General features: G+C 69.0%; 16 protein-coding genes and 1 pseudogene. 13 read left to right on the forward strand and 4 right to left on the reverse strand.

Translation table 11 applies throughout. The annotated features are described in order from the left end of the window. Positions 1–4: 4 nt before the first annotated feature. Positions 5–907 carry an alpha/beta fold hydrolase gene (locus RCP80_RS01705; protein ID WP_308480695.1) on the reverse strand — a complete coding sequence of 301 codons (903 nt, stop codon included), beginning with the start codon at positions 905–907 and terminating at the stop codon, positions 5–7. Positions 908–1,039: 132 nt separating this feature from the next. Here RCP80_RS01705 and ftsH point away from each other — a divergent pair, with 132 nt between their 5' ends. The 13 genes and pseudogenes from ftsH to lsr2 all read left to right on the forward strand — a co-directional run bounded on the left by ftsH (position 1,040) and on the right by lsr2 (position 13,009). After that, positions 1,040–3,343 (forward strand): ATP-dependent zinc metalloprotease FtsH, encoded by a 2,304-nt coding sequence (gene ftsH / locus RCP80_RS01710; protein ID WP_308480696.1) that lies wholly within the window; start codon positions 1,040–1,042, stop codon positions 3,341–3,343. 18 nt (positions 3,344–3,361) lie between these two features. Then, positions 3,362–3,970: a GTP cyclohydrolase I FolE gene (gene folE, locus RCP80_RS01715; protein ID WP_308480697.1), complete on the forward strand. Its 609-nt coding sequence runs from the start codon at positions 3,362–3,364 to the stop codon at positions 3,968–3,970. Then, positions 3,967–4,818 (forward strand): dihydropteroate synthase, encoded by an 852-nt coding sequence (gene folP / locus RCP80_RS01720; protein ID WP_308480698.1) that lies wholly within the window; start codon positions 3,967–3,969, stop codon positions 4,816–4,818. Before folE ends, folP begins: the two co-directional genes overlap by 4 nt. After that, a pseudogene (gene folB / locus RCP80_RS01725) lies at positions 4,811–5,176 on the forward strand (dihydroneopterin aldolase); the annotation flags it as partial. The gene folP and the pseudogene folB, both read left to right, overlap by 8 nt. 95 nt (positions 5,177–5,271) lie before the next feature. After that, positions 5,272–5,814, forward strand: a complete 543-nt coding sequence (gene folK / locus RCP80_RS01730) for a 2-amino-4-hydroxy-6-hydroxymethyldihydropteridine diphosphokinase (protein WP_308480699.1) — start codon at positions 5,272–5,274, stop codon at positions 5,812–5,814. Beyond that, positions 5,792–6,283 (forward strand): DUF3180 domain-containing protein, encoded by a 492-nt coding sequence (locus tag RCP80_RS01735; protein WP_308480700.1) that lies wholly within the window; start codon positions 5,792–5,794, stop codon positions 6,281–6,283. Before folK ends, RCP80_RS01735 begins: the two co-directional genes overlap by 23 nt. 54 nt (positions 6,284–6,337) lie before the next feature. After that, positions 6,338–7,765 (forward strand): DUF6779 domain-containing protein, encoded by a 1,428-nt coding sequence (locus RCP80_RS01740; protein ID WP_308480701.1) that lies wholly within the window; start codon positions 6,338–6,340, stop codon positions 7,763–7,765. A gap of 109 nt (positions 7,766–7,874) precedes the next feature. Further along, positions 7,875–8,795, forward strand: coding sequence for a Rossmann-like and DUF2520 domain-containing protein (locus tag RCP80_RS01745; protein ID WP_308480702.1), 921 nt, complete (start codon positions 7,875–7,877; stop codon positions 8,793–8,795). Then, positions 8,792–9,727 (forward strand): pantoate--beta-alanine ligase, encoded by a 936-nt coding sequence (gene panC / locus RCP80_RS01750; protein WP_308480703.1) that lies wholly within the window; start codon positions 8,792–8,794, stop codon positions 9,725–9,727. Before RCP80_RS01745 ends, panC begins: the two co-directional genes overlap by 4 nt. Further along, positions 9,727–10,152: an aspartate 1-decarboxylase gene (panD, locus tag RCP80_RS01755; protein WP_308482662.1), complete on the forward strand. Its 426-nt coding sequence runs from the start codon at positions 9,727–9,729 to the stop codon at positions 10,150–10,152. Before panC ends, panD begins: the two co-directional genes overlap by 1 nt. Next, positions 10,152–10,967: a type III pantothenate kinase gene (locus RCP80_RS01760; RefSeq protein ID WP_308480704.1), complete on the forward strand. Its 816-nt coding sequence runs from the start codon at positions 10,152–10,154 to the stop codon at positions 10,965–10,967. Before panD ends, RCP80_RS01760 begins: the two co-directional genes overlap by 1 nt. 87 nt (positions 10,968–11,054) lie before the next feature. Continuing rightward, entirely contained in the window at positions 11,055–12,548 is a 1,494-nt protein-coding gene (gene lysS, locus RCP80_RS01765; RefSeq protein WP_308480705.1) for a lysine--tRNA ligase, read from the forward strand. Between the two features lie 122 nt (positions 12,549–12,670). Continuing rightward, complete coding sequence (lsr2, locus tag RCP80_RS01770) at positions 12,671–13,009, forward strand: histone-like nucleoid-structuring protein Lsr2 (protein WP_308480706.1); 339 nt, start codon at positions 12,671–12,673, stop codon at positions 13,007–13,009. Positions 13,010–13,036: 27 nt separating this feature from the next. Here the strand turns inward: lsr2 and RCP80_RS01775 are convergent, their stop codons facing one another. Genes RCP80_RS01775 through RCP80_RS01785 form a run of 3 tightly spaced genes read right to left on the reverse strand, consistent with a single transcriptional unit; the run spans position 13,037 to position 15,782 of the window. Continuing rightward, positions 13,037–13,684 carry a TetR/AcrR family transcriptional regulator gene (locus RCP80_RS01775; RefSeq protein ID WP_308480707.1) on the reverse strand — a complete coding sequence of 216 codons (648 nt, stop codon included), beginning with the start codon at positions 13,682–13,684 and terminating at the stop codon, positions 13,037–13,039. Positions 13,685–13,695: 11 nt separating this feature from the next. Beyond that, positions 13,696–14,475 (reverse strand): SDR family NAD(P)-dependent oxidoreductase, encoded by a 780-nt coding sequence (locus tag RCP80_RS01780; protein ID WP_308480708.1) that lies wholly within the window; start codon positions 14,473–14,475, stop codon positions 13,696–13,698. Next, positions 14,472–15,782: an acyl-CoA dehydrogenase family protein gene (locus tag RCP80_RS01785; RefSeq protein ID WP_308480709.1), complete on the reverse strand. Its 1,311-nt coding sequence runs from the start codon at positions 15,780–15,782 to the stop codon at positions 14,472–14,474. Before RCP80_RS01785 ends, RCP80_RS01780 begins: the two co-directional genes overlap by 4 nt. Between the last annotated feature and the right edge of the window lie 36 nt (positions 15,783–15,818).

Here is a 15,818-nt window from a genome sequence, read left to right on the forward strand (position 1 = left end):
CCGGCTAAGCCCCGGTCAGGAAATCCAGCAGTATCTGGTTGATCTCGGCCGGCCGCTCCTGTTGGAGCCAGTGGCCGGCGCCCGGCACCCAGACCTCGCGATAGGGACCGGCGACGACCTCACCGGCGCGCTCCGGCCGCATGGTGCCGCGGATCGGGTCATCGGTGCCACCGACGAACAGGGCGGGAACGGTGATCCGGCGGTCGGTCAGATGCGCCGTCGCCGCCCAGTTGCGGTCGTAATTGCGATACCAGTTCAGCGCCCCGGTGAATCCGGTCCGGCTGAATTCCTCGACGTAGACGTCGAACTCCTCGGCCGAGATCCACTGCGGCAGCCCGTCGGTTCGGCCTTCGGCGAACATGTCCCGCATCGTGGCGGCCACGTCGGCCGCCAATTCGGCGTCCGCGACGCCGGGCTGCTGGTAGCGCAGCATGTAGAAGTCGGGACCGAATTTCTCCAGCCACCGCTCGGTGGGGCGCGAACGTGCCCGCGGGATCGGCGGCACGCTCAGACCCGCGACGGCCCGCACCCGGTCCGGATGCAGCAGCGCGGTGTGCCACACCACCATCGCGCCCCAGTCGTGGCCGACGAAGAACGCCTGCTCGACCTCGATGTCGTCGAGCAACCCGACAAGGTCCGAGGTCAGGGCGACAATGTCGTAGGCCTCGACCGCGGCCGGCCGCTGCGACGGCAGGCCCGAGCCGCCGTAGCCGCGCTGATCGGGTGTCAGCACCCGGTAGCCGGCCGCGACCAGCGCCGGGATCTGGTGGCGCCAGGAGTACGCCAACTCGGGGAAGCCGTGCGCCAGCACGACCACGGGTTGGTCCGGCCCACCGCGGTCACCCTGGTCGATGACGCGTAGCCGGACGCCGTTGAGGTCGACGAATCGCTCTCCCGATGTGAGCACGATCTCACCAAAGCACACCGTCGGGAACCGGCGTTCGTTGGACTAGCGGTAACCTGGCTTGACCCTGTTTGCACCCTTTGCACCCTGCCCGGACCTCGGAAGGAACCAGACCGGTCGACGGTCGATGCTCGAATGAAGCGAAAAAACGTAATCCGCACGCTGACGGCGATCGGTGTCCTGCTGTTGCTGGTGTGGTCGTTCTTCTACTTCAGCGACGACACCCGGGGCTACAAACCGGTGGACACCTCCGTCGCGGTCGCGCAGATCGACGCCGGCAACGTCACGAGCGCGCAGATCGACGACCGCGAGCAGCAGTTGCGACTGGACCTCAAAGAGGGCAAATCGGAGACCGAGGACTCCGACAAGATCATCACGAAGTTCCCCACCGGCTATGCGGTGCCGCTGTTCGACGCGTTGCAGAGCAAGGACGCGAAGATCAACACCACGGTGAACCAGGGCAGCGCGCTGGGAACACTGCTCATTTACATGCTGCCGCTGCTGTTGCTCATCGGCCTGTTCGTGATGTTCTCCCGGATGCAGTCCGGCGGCCGGATGGGATTCGGCTTCGGCAAGTCGAAGGCCAAGCAGCTCACCAAGGACATGCCCAAGACCACCTTCGCCGACGTCGCCGGCGTCGACGAGGCGGTCGAGGAACTCTACGAGATCAAGGACTTCCTGCAGAATCCCGCGCGGTATCAGGCGTTGGGCGCCAAGATCCCCAAGGGCGTGCTGCTCTACGGCCCACCGGGAACCGGTAAGACGCTGCTCGCGCGAGCCGTCGCGGGGGAGGCCGGCGTGCCGTTCTTCACCATCTCCGGTTCGGACTTCGTCGAGATGTTCGTCGGTGTCGGCGCCTCCCGCGTCCGTGACCTGTTCGAACAGGCCAAGCAGAACAATCCGTGCATCATCTTCGTCGACGAGATCGACGCCGTCGGTCGCCAGCGCGGCGCCGGTCTGGGCGGCGGCCACGACGAGCGCGAGCAGACCCTGAACCAGCTGCTGGTCGAGATGGACGGCTTCGGTGAGCGCCAGGGCGTGATCCTGATCGCCGCCACCAACCGGCCGGACATCCTGGACCCGGCGTTGCTGCGGCCGGGCCGCTTCGATCGTCAGATCCCGGTGTCGGCCCCCGATCTCGCGGGCCGGCGGGCGGTCCTGGCGGTGCACTCACAGGGCAAGCCGATTGCGCCCGACGCGGACCTGGAGGGGCTGGCCAAGCGGACGGTCGGCATGTCCGGCGCCGACCTGGCCAACGTGATCAATGAGGCTGCCCTGCTGACCGCGCGCGAGAACGGCACGGTCATCACGGCCGCGGCGCTGGAAGAGGCCGTCGACCGGGTGGTCGGCGGGCCGCGCCGCAAGAGCCGGATCATCAGCGAGCACGAGAAGAAGATCACCGCCTACCACGAGGGTGGCCACGCGTTGGCGGGCTGGGCGATGCCCGACATCGAACCCATCTACAAGGTCACCATCCTGGCCCGCGGCCGCACCGGCGGGCACGCGATGTCGGTGCCCGAGGACGACAAGGGTCTGATGACCCGCTCGGAGATGATCGCGCGCTTGGTGTTTGCGATGGGCGGCCGCGCCGCCGAGGAGTTGGTGTTCCGGGAGCCCACCACGGGGGCGTCCTCGGATATCGACCAGGCCACCAAGATCGCCCGTGCGATGGTCACCGAGTACGGCATGAGCGCCAAGCTCGGCGCGGTGCGGTACGGCACCGAACACGGCGACCCCTTCCTGGGCCGCACCATGGGCACTCAGGCCGACTACAGCCACGAGGTGGCCCGGGAGATCGACGAAGAGGTGCGCAAGCTCATCGAGGTCGCCCACACCGAGGCCTGGGAGATCCTCACAGAGAACCGCGACGCGCTGGACCGTCTCGCCGGGGAGCTGTTGGAGAAAGAGACCCTGCACAAGGCCCAACTGGCCGAGGTGCTCGCCGACGTGCGCAAGCGCCCGCGGATCACCGCGTTCAACGACTTCGGTGGCCGGATCCCGTCGGACATACCTCCCATCAAGACTCCGGGTGAGCTGGCGATCGAGCGTGGCGAGGAATGGCCCAAACCGGAGCCCGAGCCCGCGTTCAAGTCCGCCATCCGAAACGCCAACGGCGCCAACGCTTCCAATGGTGTCAACGGCGCGCCGCCGGAGAACGCCGGCGCCACCCAGCCCGACTACGGAGCCCCGGCCGGCTGGCACGCGCCCGGTTGGCCGCCGGGCGGCCCGGGTCAGGCGCAACCCGGCTGGTACCCGCCGCCGCCGCACCAGCAGCAGCCGCCGCCACCACCCCAGCAGCAGGGGGGATGGCCGCCGCCGCAGCACTATCCGGGTCAGCACCACCCGTATCAGCCGTATCCTCCGCAGCCTCATCAGCAACCTGAAGGTGAGCCCCGCGGCGACGATGCGAACCGGTCCATACCGCCGGGAAACGGTTGATGACGAACGGAGTCTTGAATGGTGCAGCCGGACCTACTCGCGGCTACGGTCGACGTTCCGGTGTTTGATCAGGGACGTGCCGAGGCAGCGGTCAGAGAGCTGCTGTACGCGATCGGCGAGGACCCGGACCGACACGGTTTGGTCGACACGCCGTCCCGGGTCGCCAGGGCGTTCGAGGAGATGTTCGCCGGGCTCTACCTCGATCCCGACGAGGTGCTCAACACCACCTTCGACGAACAGCACGATGAACTGGTGTTGCTCAAGGACATTCCGATGTACTCGACCTGCGAGCATCACCTGGTGGCCTTTCATGGGGTGGCCCATGTCGGATACATCCCCGGCCACGACGGCCGCGTGACCGGTTTGTCGAAGCTGGCCCGCGTCGTGGATCTGTACGCCAAGCGTCCCCAGGTCCAAGAGCGGTTGACCGCGCAGGTGGCCGACGCGTTGATGCGCAAGCTCGACCCGCGCGGCGTCATCGTGGTGGTGGAGGCCGAGCACCTGTGCATGGCGATGCGCGGCATCCGCAAGCCGGGAGCGATCACCACCACCTCCGCCGTGCGCGGACAGTTCAAGACCGACAAGGCATCTCGGGCCGAGGCGCTGGACCTCATCCTGCGTAGATGACGCCACGGCTGGAATCCGGCTTGCAGGTGATGGGCGTCGTCAACGTCACCGACGACTCGTTCTCGGACGGGGGTCGGTACCTCGACCCCGAGCGCGCGGTGGCCCACGGCCTGCGGCTGGTCAAAGAGGGCGCCACCATCATCGACGTGGGCGGCGAATCCACCCGTCCGGGCGCGGTGCGCGTCGATGCCGTGGTCGAATCGGCGCGTGTCGTTCCGGTTGTGAAAGAACTTGCCGCTCAGGGCATCACGGTCAGCATCGACACCATGCACGCCGAGGTGGCCCGCGCCGCGCTGGAAAGCGGTGCCCGGATCGTCAACGACGTCTCCGGCGGCCGGTCCGACCCGGGCATGGCCGCGCTGGTGGCCGAGGCCGGGGTCCCGTGGGTGTTGATGCACTGGCGCTCGGTGAAAGCCGATCAGCCGCACCAGGTTCCGCACTACGACGACGTGGTGGCCACCGTGCGCGCCGAGTTGCAGGCCGCGGTGGACGACGCGCTGGCCGCCGGTGTCGCCGAACGTCAGCTCATCATCGACCCGGGGCTGGGATTTGCCAAGACCGCGCAGCACAACTGGGAGTTGCTGCGGGCGCTGCCGAGTTTCGCGGCCGCCGGGTTGCCGGTGCTGATCGGGGCCTCACGCAAGCGGTTCCTCGGGGCCGTGCTGGCCGATGATCGCGGTGAACCCCGCCCCCCGGACGGTCGCGAAACCGCGACGGCGGTCATCTCGGCCCTGGCGGCCATCCACGGCGCCTGGGGCGTGCGGGTGCATGACGTGCGGGCAACGATGGACGCGTTGCGGGTGCTGCAGGCCTGGGAGGGCGCAGGCAGAAAGGGTGTCGATGGCTGACCGGATCGAGTTACGCGGCTTGGCGGTTCGCGGGAACCACGGGGTTTTCGACCACGAGCGCCGCGACGGCCAGGACTTCATCATCGACATCACGGTTTGGCTCGACCTGTCGCGGGCCGCGGCCAGCGATCAGCTGTGCGACACCTATGACTACGGGGTGCTGGCCCAGCGCGCCGCGGCGATCGTCGGCGGCGAACCCCGAAACCTCATCGAGACCGTGGCCGGCGAGATCGCCGACGACGTGCTGGCCGACGACCGCGTCCATGCCGTGGAGGTGGTCGTGCACAAGCCGCAGGCGCCGATCCCCCTGGATTTCGCCGACGTCGCGGTGGTGGCGCGACGATCGAGGCGTGCCGGCGGCACCGTGATACCGGCCAGTTCGACGAGCGGTGTGGTTCCGGGGGCGACAACCGATCCCGCCGGCGATCCCGGTAACGAGGAGGTGGCCCCGCTGTGAGTCGGGTGGTGTTGTCGATCGGTTCGAATCTCGGCGACCGAATGGCGCGGCTGCAGGCGGCCGTCGACGCGCTCGGGGACCGGGTGGTGGCGGTGTCGCCGGTCTTTCAGTCCGACCCCTGGGGTGGCGTGGAGCAGGGCCCGTTCCTCAACGCGGTGATCGTCGCCGAAGACCCCAGCCTGGACGGGGCGGACTGGCTGGACTTCGCCCAGCGACTGGAACGCGAGGCCGACCGGGTGCGCGGACAGAAGTGGGGCCCACGGACCCTCGATGTGGACCTGATCACCGTGCACAACGAGGCGAACCCGGACAGTCCCGAGGAGTTCTCCCGATCGGACGGGCTGACGTTGCCGCATCCGCTGGCGCATCTGCGGGCCTTCGTGCTGATTCCGTGGCTGGCGGCGGACCCGGACGCCTGGCTCACCGTGGCCGGTGTGCGCCGAACCGCGGTGCACTTGCTGGATCAAATCGACGCGGCCGAGCGCGCCGGTGTGCATCGCTTCGATGCGGAGTTGCATGGGCCCGACCAGAAAGCGTGACCTCGCGGCGGCCGTGCTGGTCGCCGGCGTCCTCGGCTATCTCGCCGTCCTGCTGCTGTATCGGTGGTTTCCGCCGCTGACGGTGTGGACCGGGATGTCGCTGGCGGCGGTCGCGGTGGCCGAGGCCGCCTGGGGCTGGCAGGTGCGATCGAAGATCGCTTCCGGACAGATCGGGCTGGGTGCCGACCGGTTGAATCCGCTCGCGGTGGCACGGACGGTGGTGATCGCGAAGGCCTCGGCGTGGGTCGGGGCGCTGGTGCTCGGGTGGTGGCTGGCCGTCGTGGTCTATCTGTTGCCGCGGCGCGCGATGATCCGGGTCGCCGAGGCGGACACCGCGGGCGCCGTCGTCGCCGCCGGTTGCGCGCTGGCGCTGCTGGTGGCCGCGCTGTGGTTGCAGCACTGCTGCCGATCCCCGTCGGATGACTTCGACGGAAACGGGGATTCGGACCGCGAACCGGCTCCGGATTGAGAATCGCCGAAGAGCCCGACACGCGGACTGACCTCCCGCAGGTACAGTCGGCCCATGACCGTTCTGTCCCGCGGCGCCCGGGCTCGGCGGGGCGGCCGCAGGCCGGGTTGGCTCCTATTGACCGTGTTGCTGGTCCTCGCTATTGCGGCCAGTTCCGCGTTGGTTTTCACCAACCGTGTCGAGCTGTTGAAGCTCGCCGTGATCCTGGCGCTGTGGGCGGCGGTGGTGGGGGCATTCGTGTCGGTGATCTACCGGCGCCAAAGCGATGCCGACAGCGCCAAGGTGCGGGATCTGAAGCTGGTCTACGACCTTCAGCTGGACCGCGAGATCTCCGCGCGCCGCGAGTACGAGTTGACGGTGGAAACGCATCTGCGCCGCGAGATCGCGTCCGAGTTGCGGTCGCAGGCCGCCGACGAGGTTGCCGCGCTGCGGGCCGAACTCGCCGCGCTGCGAACCAATCTCGAGATTCTCTTCGATGCCGACCTGGCGCAGCGGGCCGCCCTGGAATCCGACCGGCGTCAGGAGCGCGCCCACAGCGAATGGGTCCGCACCCCGGAGCCGGTCCGCTCCGATCGCGTGGTCAGTAGTCGTTACACCCCGGTGCACGACGACGACATGACCCGCACCAACGAGAGTCCGATCATCGACGTCCCCGAAGAACCGGCGCCACCCCCACCGCCGCCCCCACCGCCGCGGCCGGCCGCGGCCTCGACCCCCCCGCGCCGGCGTCGCCGTCGTGCCGAGGAGGCTGCCCGGGAGGACGATTACCGCGGATCGCATCGGCGTCCGTGGCAGGAGGAGAGCTGGGCACCGCCGGTGGCGGCGCAGCCCGAACCGCCGCAGCCGGAACCGCCGCGCCCCGAACCGCCGCGCGCCCAACCGCCGCGGCCCGAGCCACCGCGCGCCGAGCCCCCGCCCCCGCCCCGGCCCGAACCCCAGCAGCCGTGGCGCGAGACGCAGTCGGACTGGGACCCGCTGAACACCTGGAAACCGCAGGCGACACCGCCGCCGCCCGTGCCGCCGGTGAGCCCGCCGCGGGTGGCCCCGCCGGAGCCACCGGTGCCCGCGCCGGCCGCAGCCGCTCCCGAGCCGCCACCGCCGGTGCCGTCCTACCGCGACGAGCCGCCCGCCGAGCCGGCCTGGACACCGCCGTCCCCACCCACCGAGGGGCGACGGCGCCGCGGGCGGCACGCGAGCGCGTCCGATCCGGTCCTCCCACCCCCGACCCCGGCGCCCGAACCCGAGCCGGAACCGGTGGATCGGCGCGGCCGGCACTGGGCGCCACCGGCCGAGCCCGAGGATCCGCTCGCAGCGCCGTACCGGCCGCCCACCCCGGAACCGGACAGCGAACCGGCGGCGCGCCACCGCGGGCTCGACGACGAAGAGCCGGTCCGGCCGCGCGGACAATCGGCCGCCGAACTGCTCGCCCGATTCCAGGCCACCCCCGGTGGCGGCGGCCGCCGGCGGCGGCGCGAGGACTGACCGGCGACGGCGGCGAGCGCGATTTCCGCTAAAGTTTGGCTCTGACCGTCCGGTACCCGCAGCGCGGGACTGGAACGAACGAAGAGAACTCGCGAGGGGTCGTCCTCCGATGATGCAGTCGGAACAGCTCGATGGTCTGCGCCCGGCCCGCCTCAAGGTGGGCGTCATTTCCGCGGGCCGGGTCGGGACCGCACTGGGCGCCATGCTGGAGCGCGCCGACCACGTGGTGGTGGCCTGCAGCGCCATCTCCAATGCGTCCCTGCGGCGGGCCGCCAGCCGGCTGCCCGACACCCCGGTCCGGCCCATCCCCGACGTCGCCGACGCCTCGGAGCTACTGCTGCTGGCGGTGCCCGACGCCGAGCTGGGCGGGCTGATCTCCGGGCTGGCCGCCACCGGCGCGGTGCGGGCGGGCACCATCGTCGTGCACACGTCCGGCGCGAACGGCATCGGCATCCTGGCGCCCCTGACCGAGCAGGGCTGCCTGCCGCTGGCCATCCACCCGGCCATGACCTTCACCGGCGCCGACGAGGACCTCACCCGGCTGTCCGAGGCGTGTTTCGGGATCACCGCGGCCGACGAGATCGGCTACGCGATCGCGCAGTCGCTGGTCCTCGAGATCGGCGGGGAACCGGTCCGGGTCCGCGAGGACGCCCGCACCGTCTACCACGCCGCGCTGGCCCACGGCAGCAATCACGTCGTCACCGTGATCGCCGATGCCCTCGAGGCGCTGCGGTCCGCTCTGCAGGGCCAGGAGCTGCTGGGACAGGAACTCGTCGATGACGCGCCGGGCGGGATCGCCGAACGCGTGCTGGCGCCGCTCGCGCGCGCCGCGCTCGAGAACGCCCTGCAACGGGGTCAGGCCGCGCTCACCGGCCCGGTCGCGCGCGGCGACGCGCCGGCCGTCGCCGCGCACCTCGCGGCCCTGGGCGAGGTGGACCCCGCGCTCGCCGAGGCCTACCGAACCGCCTCGCTGCGCACCGCGCAGCGCTCCCACGCCGCCCCGGAGGTATTCAAGGTGCTCAACCCATGACCCAGCCCCGCGCGAAGTTCGCGGCCGGCGAGCTCAACGTCTACACCTCCCCGGCGGAGGTCTCCAGCGTCACGCGCGCGCTGCGGCACACCGGCCGGCGGGTGATGCTGGTACCGACCATGGGCGCACTGCACGAGGGACACTTGAGCCTGGTCCGAGCGGCCAAGAAGGTGCCCGGCGCGGTGGTGGCGGTGTCGATCTTCGTCAATCCGCTGCAGTTCGGTGCCGATGAGGATCTCGAGGCCTATCCGCGCACCCTGGACACCGACCTGCAGATGCTGCGCGAGGAGGGCGTCGAGATCGCGTTCACGCCCAACGCCGCGGCGATGTACCCGGCGGGCCCGCGCACCACCGTCCAACCCGGGCCGCTGGGCGCCGAACTCGAAGGTGCCGCGCGTCCCACACACTTCGCCGGGATGCTGACCGTGGTGCTCAAGCTGCTGCAGACCATCGAGCCGGACCGGGCGTTCTTCGGCGAGAAGGACTATCAGCAGCTCGTTCTGATCCGCCAGATGGCCGACGACCTGAACCTCGCGACCCGCATCGTCGGTGTCCCGATCGTGCGGGAGGGCGACGGACTGGCCATGTCGTCCCGCAACCGCTACCTCGACGCCGGGCAGCGCGAGCACGCGTCCGCATTGTCGGCGGCCCTGCTGGCCGGGCGCTACGCGGCGGGCAACGGCGCCATGGCCGCGGTGGCGGCAGCGCGCGCGGTGCTGGCCGAGGTGCCCGGCATCGAGATCGACTACCTCGAGGTGCGCGGCCCGTGGCTGGAACCCGCGCCCGCCCACGGCACCGCCCGGCTCCTGGTCGCCGCGCGGCTGGGCAGCACCCGCCTGCTGGACAACATCGGGGTGGAGCTGGGTAATGCCAGCGCCGACGGCGCCTACGCCGGTTCGGACTCCCACCGTGAATCACCTTGGAGGAACTGATGTTACGGACCATGCTCAAGTCCAAGATCCACCGCGCCACCGTGACGCACGCGGATCTGCACTACGTGGGTTCGGTCACCATCGATGCCGATCTGATGGACGCCGCCGATCTGCTGGAAGGCGAGCAGGTCACCATCGTCGACATCGACAACGGGGCCCGACTGGTGACCTATGCGATCACCGGGGAACGCGGCAGCGGAGTCATCGGGATCAACGGTGCTGCAGCGCATCTGGTGCATCCGGGGGATCTGGTGATCTTGATCGCCTACGGCACCATGGAGGACGCCGAGGCCAAGCGTTATCAACCCCGGATCGTCTTCGTCGACGCCGCGAACCGTCAGGTCGACCTCGGCGCGCACGCCGCGGACCCGGCCTACGTTCCCGACGACGCCGGCGAACTGCTCTCGCCCCGGGGGCTGCGCTAGTGCTGCTGGCCATCGACGTCCGCAACACCCACACCGTCGTGGGACTGATCGCGGGCACCGGTGATCACGCGAAGGTGGTGCAGCAGTGGCGGATCCGCACCGAGCCGGAGGTCACTGCCGACGAACTCGCGCTGACCATCGACGGTCTGATCGGTGACGACTCAGATCGCCTCACCGGCGCGGTGGCGCTGTCGACGGTTCCGTCGATTCTGCACGAGATCCGGATGATGCTCGAACAGTATTGGGGCGCGGTGCCGCACGTGCTGATCGAGCCGGGTGTCCGTACCGGGGTGCCGCTGCTGGTGGACAACCCCAAAGAGGTCGGGGCCGACCGCATCGTCAACTGTCTGGCGGCGTTCCACAAATACTCCGCGCCCTCGATCGTGGTGGACTTCGGTTCCTCGATCTGCGTGGACGTGGTGTCGGGCCGGGGCGAGTTTCTCGGCGGTGCCATCGCCCCGGGCGTGCAGGTGTCCTCGGACGCCGCGGCGGCCCGGTCCGCGGCGCTGCGCCGCGTCGAGATGACCCGTCCACGGTCGGTGATCGGCAAGAACACCGTCGAGTGCATGCAGGCCGGCGCGGTCTTCGGATTCGCGGGCCTGGTGGAGGGCATCATCCGCCGCATCCGCGAGGACATCGACGGGTTCGCCGGTGACGACGTCGTGGTGGTGGCCACCGGTCACACCGCGCCGCTGCTGCTGCCCGAGCTGCACACCGACGCCCAGTACGACCGGCACCTGACCCTGGACGGGTTGCGCCTGGTGTTCGAACGCAACCGCGACGGCGGGCGTGGGAAACTCAAGACCGCCCGCTGACCTTGCTCCACCGGCGGCCCGAAAGTCGGCGTCTGGGGTCCCTTAGCGAAATGGGCTTATTGCGCGCAGTCCTTTAGGCTGCGCCACGTGAGCGAGGCCGATCTTCCCGAACAGTTCCGGATCCGCCAGGCCAAGCGTGAGCGGCTGCTAGCCGAGGGCCACGACCCATATCCGGTCGTGGTGCCGCGTACGCACTCGTTGGCGCAGATTCGGGCCGCTTATCCGGACCTGGAACCCGATTCCCAGACCGGCGAGGTCGTCGGCGTCGCCGGCCGGGTGGTATTCGCCCGCAATTCCGGCAAATTGTGTTTTGCGACACTGCAGGACGGCGACGGCACCCAGTTGCAGGCGATGATCAGTCTGGCCTCGACCGGGCAGGAGGCGCTGGACGCGTGGAAGGCCGATGTCGACCTCGGCGATCTGGTGTTCATCCACGGCGAGGTGATCAGTTCGCGCCGCGGCGAACTCTCGGTACTCGCGGACCGCTGGCAGATGGCGGCCAAGGCGCTGCGCCCGCTGCCCGTCGCACACAAGGAACTCAGCGAGGAGTCCCGGGTCCGGCAACGCTACGTGGACCTCATCGTGCGGCCACAGGCACGCGATGTGGCCCGCCAGCGCATCGCGGTGGTGCGCGCGGTCCGTGCGGCACTGGAGCGGCGCGACTTTCTCGAGGTCGAAACCCCAATGCTGCAGACCCTGGCCGGCGGTGCGGCCGCGCGGCCCTTTGTGACGCATTCCAACGCGCTGGACACCGATCTGTACCTGCGCATCGCGCCGGAACTGTTCCTAAAGCGGTGCGTTGTGGGCGGTCTGGACCGGATCTTCGAGCTGAATCGCAACTTCAGAAACGAAGGCGCGGATTCGACCCATTCTCCGGAATTCTCAATGCTGGAGACATACCAGGCCTACGGCGACTACAACGATTCGGCGTTGGCCACCCGGGAAGTTATTCAAGAAGTCGCCGAGGAAGCGTTAGGCACGCGACAGGTGCTGCTGGCCGACGGCACGGAGTACGACCTCGACGGGGAATGGCAATCACTACAAATGTACCCGTCTTTGTCGGAAGCGTTGGGTGAGGAGATCACCCCGCAGACTTCGGCCGAACACCTGTGGGGCATTGCCGACCGCCTGGGCGCCGAAATCCCCCGGGACCGCGGCTACGGTCACGGCAAGCTGGTGGAGGAACTCTGGGAGCACACGGTGGGGGACGCCCTCTGGGCGCCGACCTTCGTGCGGGATTTCCCGGTCGAGACAACGCCTTTGACGCGGCAGCACCGCAGTGTCGATGGCGTGACCGAGAAATGGGATCTCTATATTCGCGGATTCGAGTTGGCTACCGGTTACTCCGAGCTCATCGACCCGGTGATCCAACGCGAACGATTCGCCGAGCAGGCCCGCGCGGCCGCGGCCGGCGATGACGAAGCGATGGAACTCGATGAGGATTTTCTTGCCGCGATGGAGTACGGGATGCCGCCTACTACCGGCACCGGAATGGGTATTGACCGGCTGTTGATGGCGTTGACCGGACTGTCAATTCGAGAGACGGTTTTGTTCCCGATTGTTCGTCGACACTCCAACTGAAGCGGTCTGCAGATCTCAAGTTGTTGAATGCGTCGGAATCCTGTGGCACATTGGATACCGACGGGTAAGTTGCAATCAGCGCCTCGCCCGGTAAACGCAATCGAAGAAGGGTCAGTGAGCTAATGGCGAGGAAAGTTACCGTCACCTTGATCGATGATTTCGACGGTGAAGGCTCAGCTGACGAAACTGTGGAATTCGGCCTCGACGGGGTGACCTATGAGATCGACCTGTCCACCAAGAACGCCGCAAAACTCCGTTCGGATCTGAAGAAATGGGTGGAATCGGGCCGCCGCGTCGGTGGTCGTCGCCGCGGTCGCACGGCCGGCAAGGGCGGCCGCGGAACCATCGACCGTGAGCAGAGCGCCGCAATTCGCGAATGGGCCCGCCGCAACGGCCACAACGTGTCCACGCGTGGCCGCATCCCCGCAGATGTCATCGAGGCGTTCCACGCGGCTTCCTGAGGTTGGGCAACTGCGCGCCGCGGTCGGCTACCGGCGCCTGCGCAGTTCCTCCGACGTCGCGGCGCTGATCGGGGCCGTCAGCATCGCCACCACCAGGTCGGTAAGCGACGCCGAGATCAGCGGCAGGTCGGGCTCGTTGGTGTTACGCGCCCACCGCGCCAGCTCGGTGGTGACGTACAGCATCGCCGCATAGCGTCGGTGCAACCGACGCTGTTGCGCATTGAGCTTGGGGTCGACGAGGGCGCGCCATCTCTCGATGCTGCCGGGTGCGCCGTCGAGGGCCGTCGGGATCAGGGGGCGCGGCCGATTGACCAGCTCGGCGAAGATCCGCAAGTAGTCCCGCCCACCGTCGTCGTCGACCAGGCATTGGGCCCACGGGTCGACGAGGGCGGCGGCCAACGCCTGCAACGGCGGATCGCCCCCGTCGCCGGATTTTTCCAGGCATTCGTCGAGCATCTGGTGCCGCCGCGCCTCGATCCGCACCTGATGCTTCTGCAAGATCGCCTGCAGCAGCCCGTCGCGGTCGGTGAAGTGGTGCTGCAGCGCCATCACGTTGCGGGCACCGGCCGCGCGGCTGAGTTCGCGCAGGCTGACGTTGTCGATGCCGCGTTCGGCGAACAGGCGCTCCCCGGCTGCGATGAGCCGGTTGCGCGCGGGAACTGGTGAGGGTGGCACGGAATCGCCGCTCAGGCGTTGCGGACGGTGAGCCCGCCGTCGACCGCCAGCACCGCGCCGGTGATGTAGGACGCCGCGGGCAGCAGCAGGGACAGGGTGGCGTGCGCGACCTCTTCGGGGTCGCCGTAGCGGCGCAGTGCCGTTCGGCGCCGGGCGAACTCGGCTTTGGCCTCGTCGGGGATCGGCGCGGTCATGCCGGTGTTGATCGGGCCGGGACAGATGCAGTTGACCGTCACCCCGGCCGCACCCAACTCGACGGCCAGCGACCGGGTGAGCCCGACGACGCCGTGCTTGGAGACCGTGTAGGGCAGCTGCCGGGCGGTCGCGCCGAGGGCTTCGGTCGAGGCGACGTTGACGATCCGACCAGCGCGCAGGCGCCGCAGATCGGCCAGTGCGGCCCGGATGAACGCGGCGTACGCGGTCAGGTTCACCGCCAGGCTCGCCGCCCAGTGGGCCTCGAAGTCCTCGTCGTCGATGCCGGTGCCCGTTGCGATTGCCGCGTTGTTCACCAGAGCGTCGATCGGTCCGAGTTCGGCGCGGATCGCGGCGATCGCCGACGCCGGCGCGCCCGGCGTCGCCACGTCGACGGCCACCGCGTGGGCCCGGGCGCCGGCGCCGAGGAGTTCGTCGGCTGCCGCCGTCAGCGGCTCCTCGGCGCGGTCGACCAATCCGACCAGGGCGCCCTCGTCGGCGAGCAGCCGCGCCGTCGCCAGCCCCATCCCGCTCGCCGCGCCGGTCACCACGATGACCTGGCCGGCAACCGAGCGGCTGAGCTTGCTCAGCCGCGTCATCGCTGTCCGGGGTCGTCGTTGCCGACGGCGTGTTCGAGGTACTCGGCGTAGCGGCGCCGGGCCTCGTCGCGCTTGGCGGGCAGGTGCGTGGTCGGGAACAGCCCCGGCGCCGGGGTGTAGGTCTTGAGCAGTTCCTTGGCGAGCGTGACCTGGTGAACTTCGGTCGGCCCGTCGACGAGCGCCATCACCTCCGAATCGAGCAGCATGGCCGCGAACGGCATCTCGTTGGACACCCCGAGCGCTCCGTGTAAGTGCATGGCGCGCAACGTGACATCGTGATAGACCTTCGGCATGGCGGCCTTGACTGCCGAGATGTCCTTGCGGACCTTGCGGTAGTCCTTGTGCTTGTCGATCAACCACGCCGTGCGCAGCACCAGCAGCCGGAACTGCTCCATCTCGATCCAGCTGTCGGCGATGCGCTCCTGGGTGATCTGCAGCTCGCCCAACGTCCCGGTTCGGGTCTGTCGGGAGACCGCCCGTTCGCACATCATGTCGAAGGCGCGCCGCACCTGGGCCAGCGTCCGCATGGCGTGGTGGATCCGGCCGCCGCCGAGGCGGGTCTGCGCCACCCCGAATGCACCGCCCTCCTCGCCGAGCAGATGGTCGGCGGGCACCCGCACATCGTTGTAGCGCACGTAACCGTGCGAACTGTGGTGATCGCCGATCCCGACCTCGACGTCCCGCACGATTTCCAGGCCCGGGGTGTCGGCGGGGACCAGGAACATCGACATGCCCTTGTAGGCGCTGACGTCCGGATCGGTGACCACCATGACGATGAACAGCGATGCGACACTGGCGTTGGAGTTGAACCATTTCTCACCGGAGATCACCCAATCGTCGCCGTCGCGGACCGCGCGGGTGGTGAACAGGGTGGGATCGGAGCCGGCGTGCGGTTCGGTCATCGAATAGCACGACGATATCTGGCCGTCGAGCAGCGGCGCGAGATAGCGCTCCTTCTGCTCCGGCGTGCCGTAGTGCGCCAGGATCTCGGCGTTGCCGGAGTCGGGTGCCTGGCAGCCGAAAACCGTGGGGGCCCAGCGGGACCGGCCCAGAATCTCGTTGAGCAGTGCCAGCTTGACCTGACCGTATCCGGGGCCGCCGAGCTCCGGCCCCAGGTGGCAGGCCCACAGCCGGCGGTTCTTCACCTGTTGCTGCAGCGGGCCGACGATCGACATCGCGACTTCGTCGGATTTGTCGGCCGGGTCGTTGAGAATGAGATCCAGCGGTTCGACCTCGTCGCGGACGAAATCGGAGACCCAGTCCAATTCCTGCTGGAATTCTGGGTCGGTTTCGAAATCCCAAGCCATGAGCGTCCTTTCAAACAGAGAGTGGGAAGGTCCCAG

This window comes from Mycolicibacterium sp. MU0053, from assembly GCF_963378095.1.
Taxonomy (GTDB): domain Bacteria; phylum Actinomycetota; class Actinomycetes; order Mycobacteriales; family Mycobacteriaceae; genus Mycobacterium; species Mycobacterium burgundiense.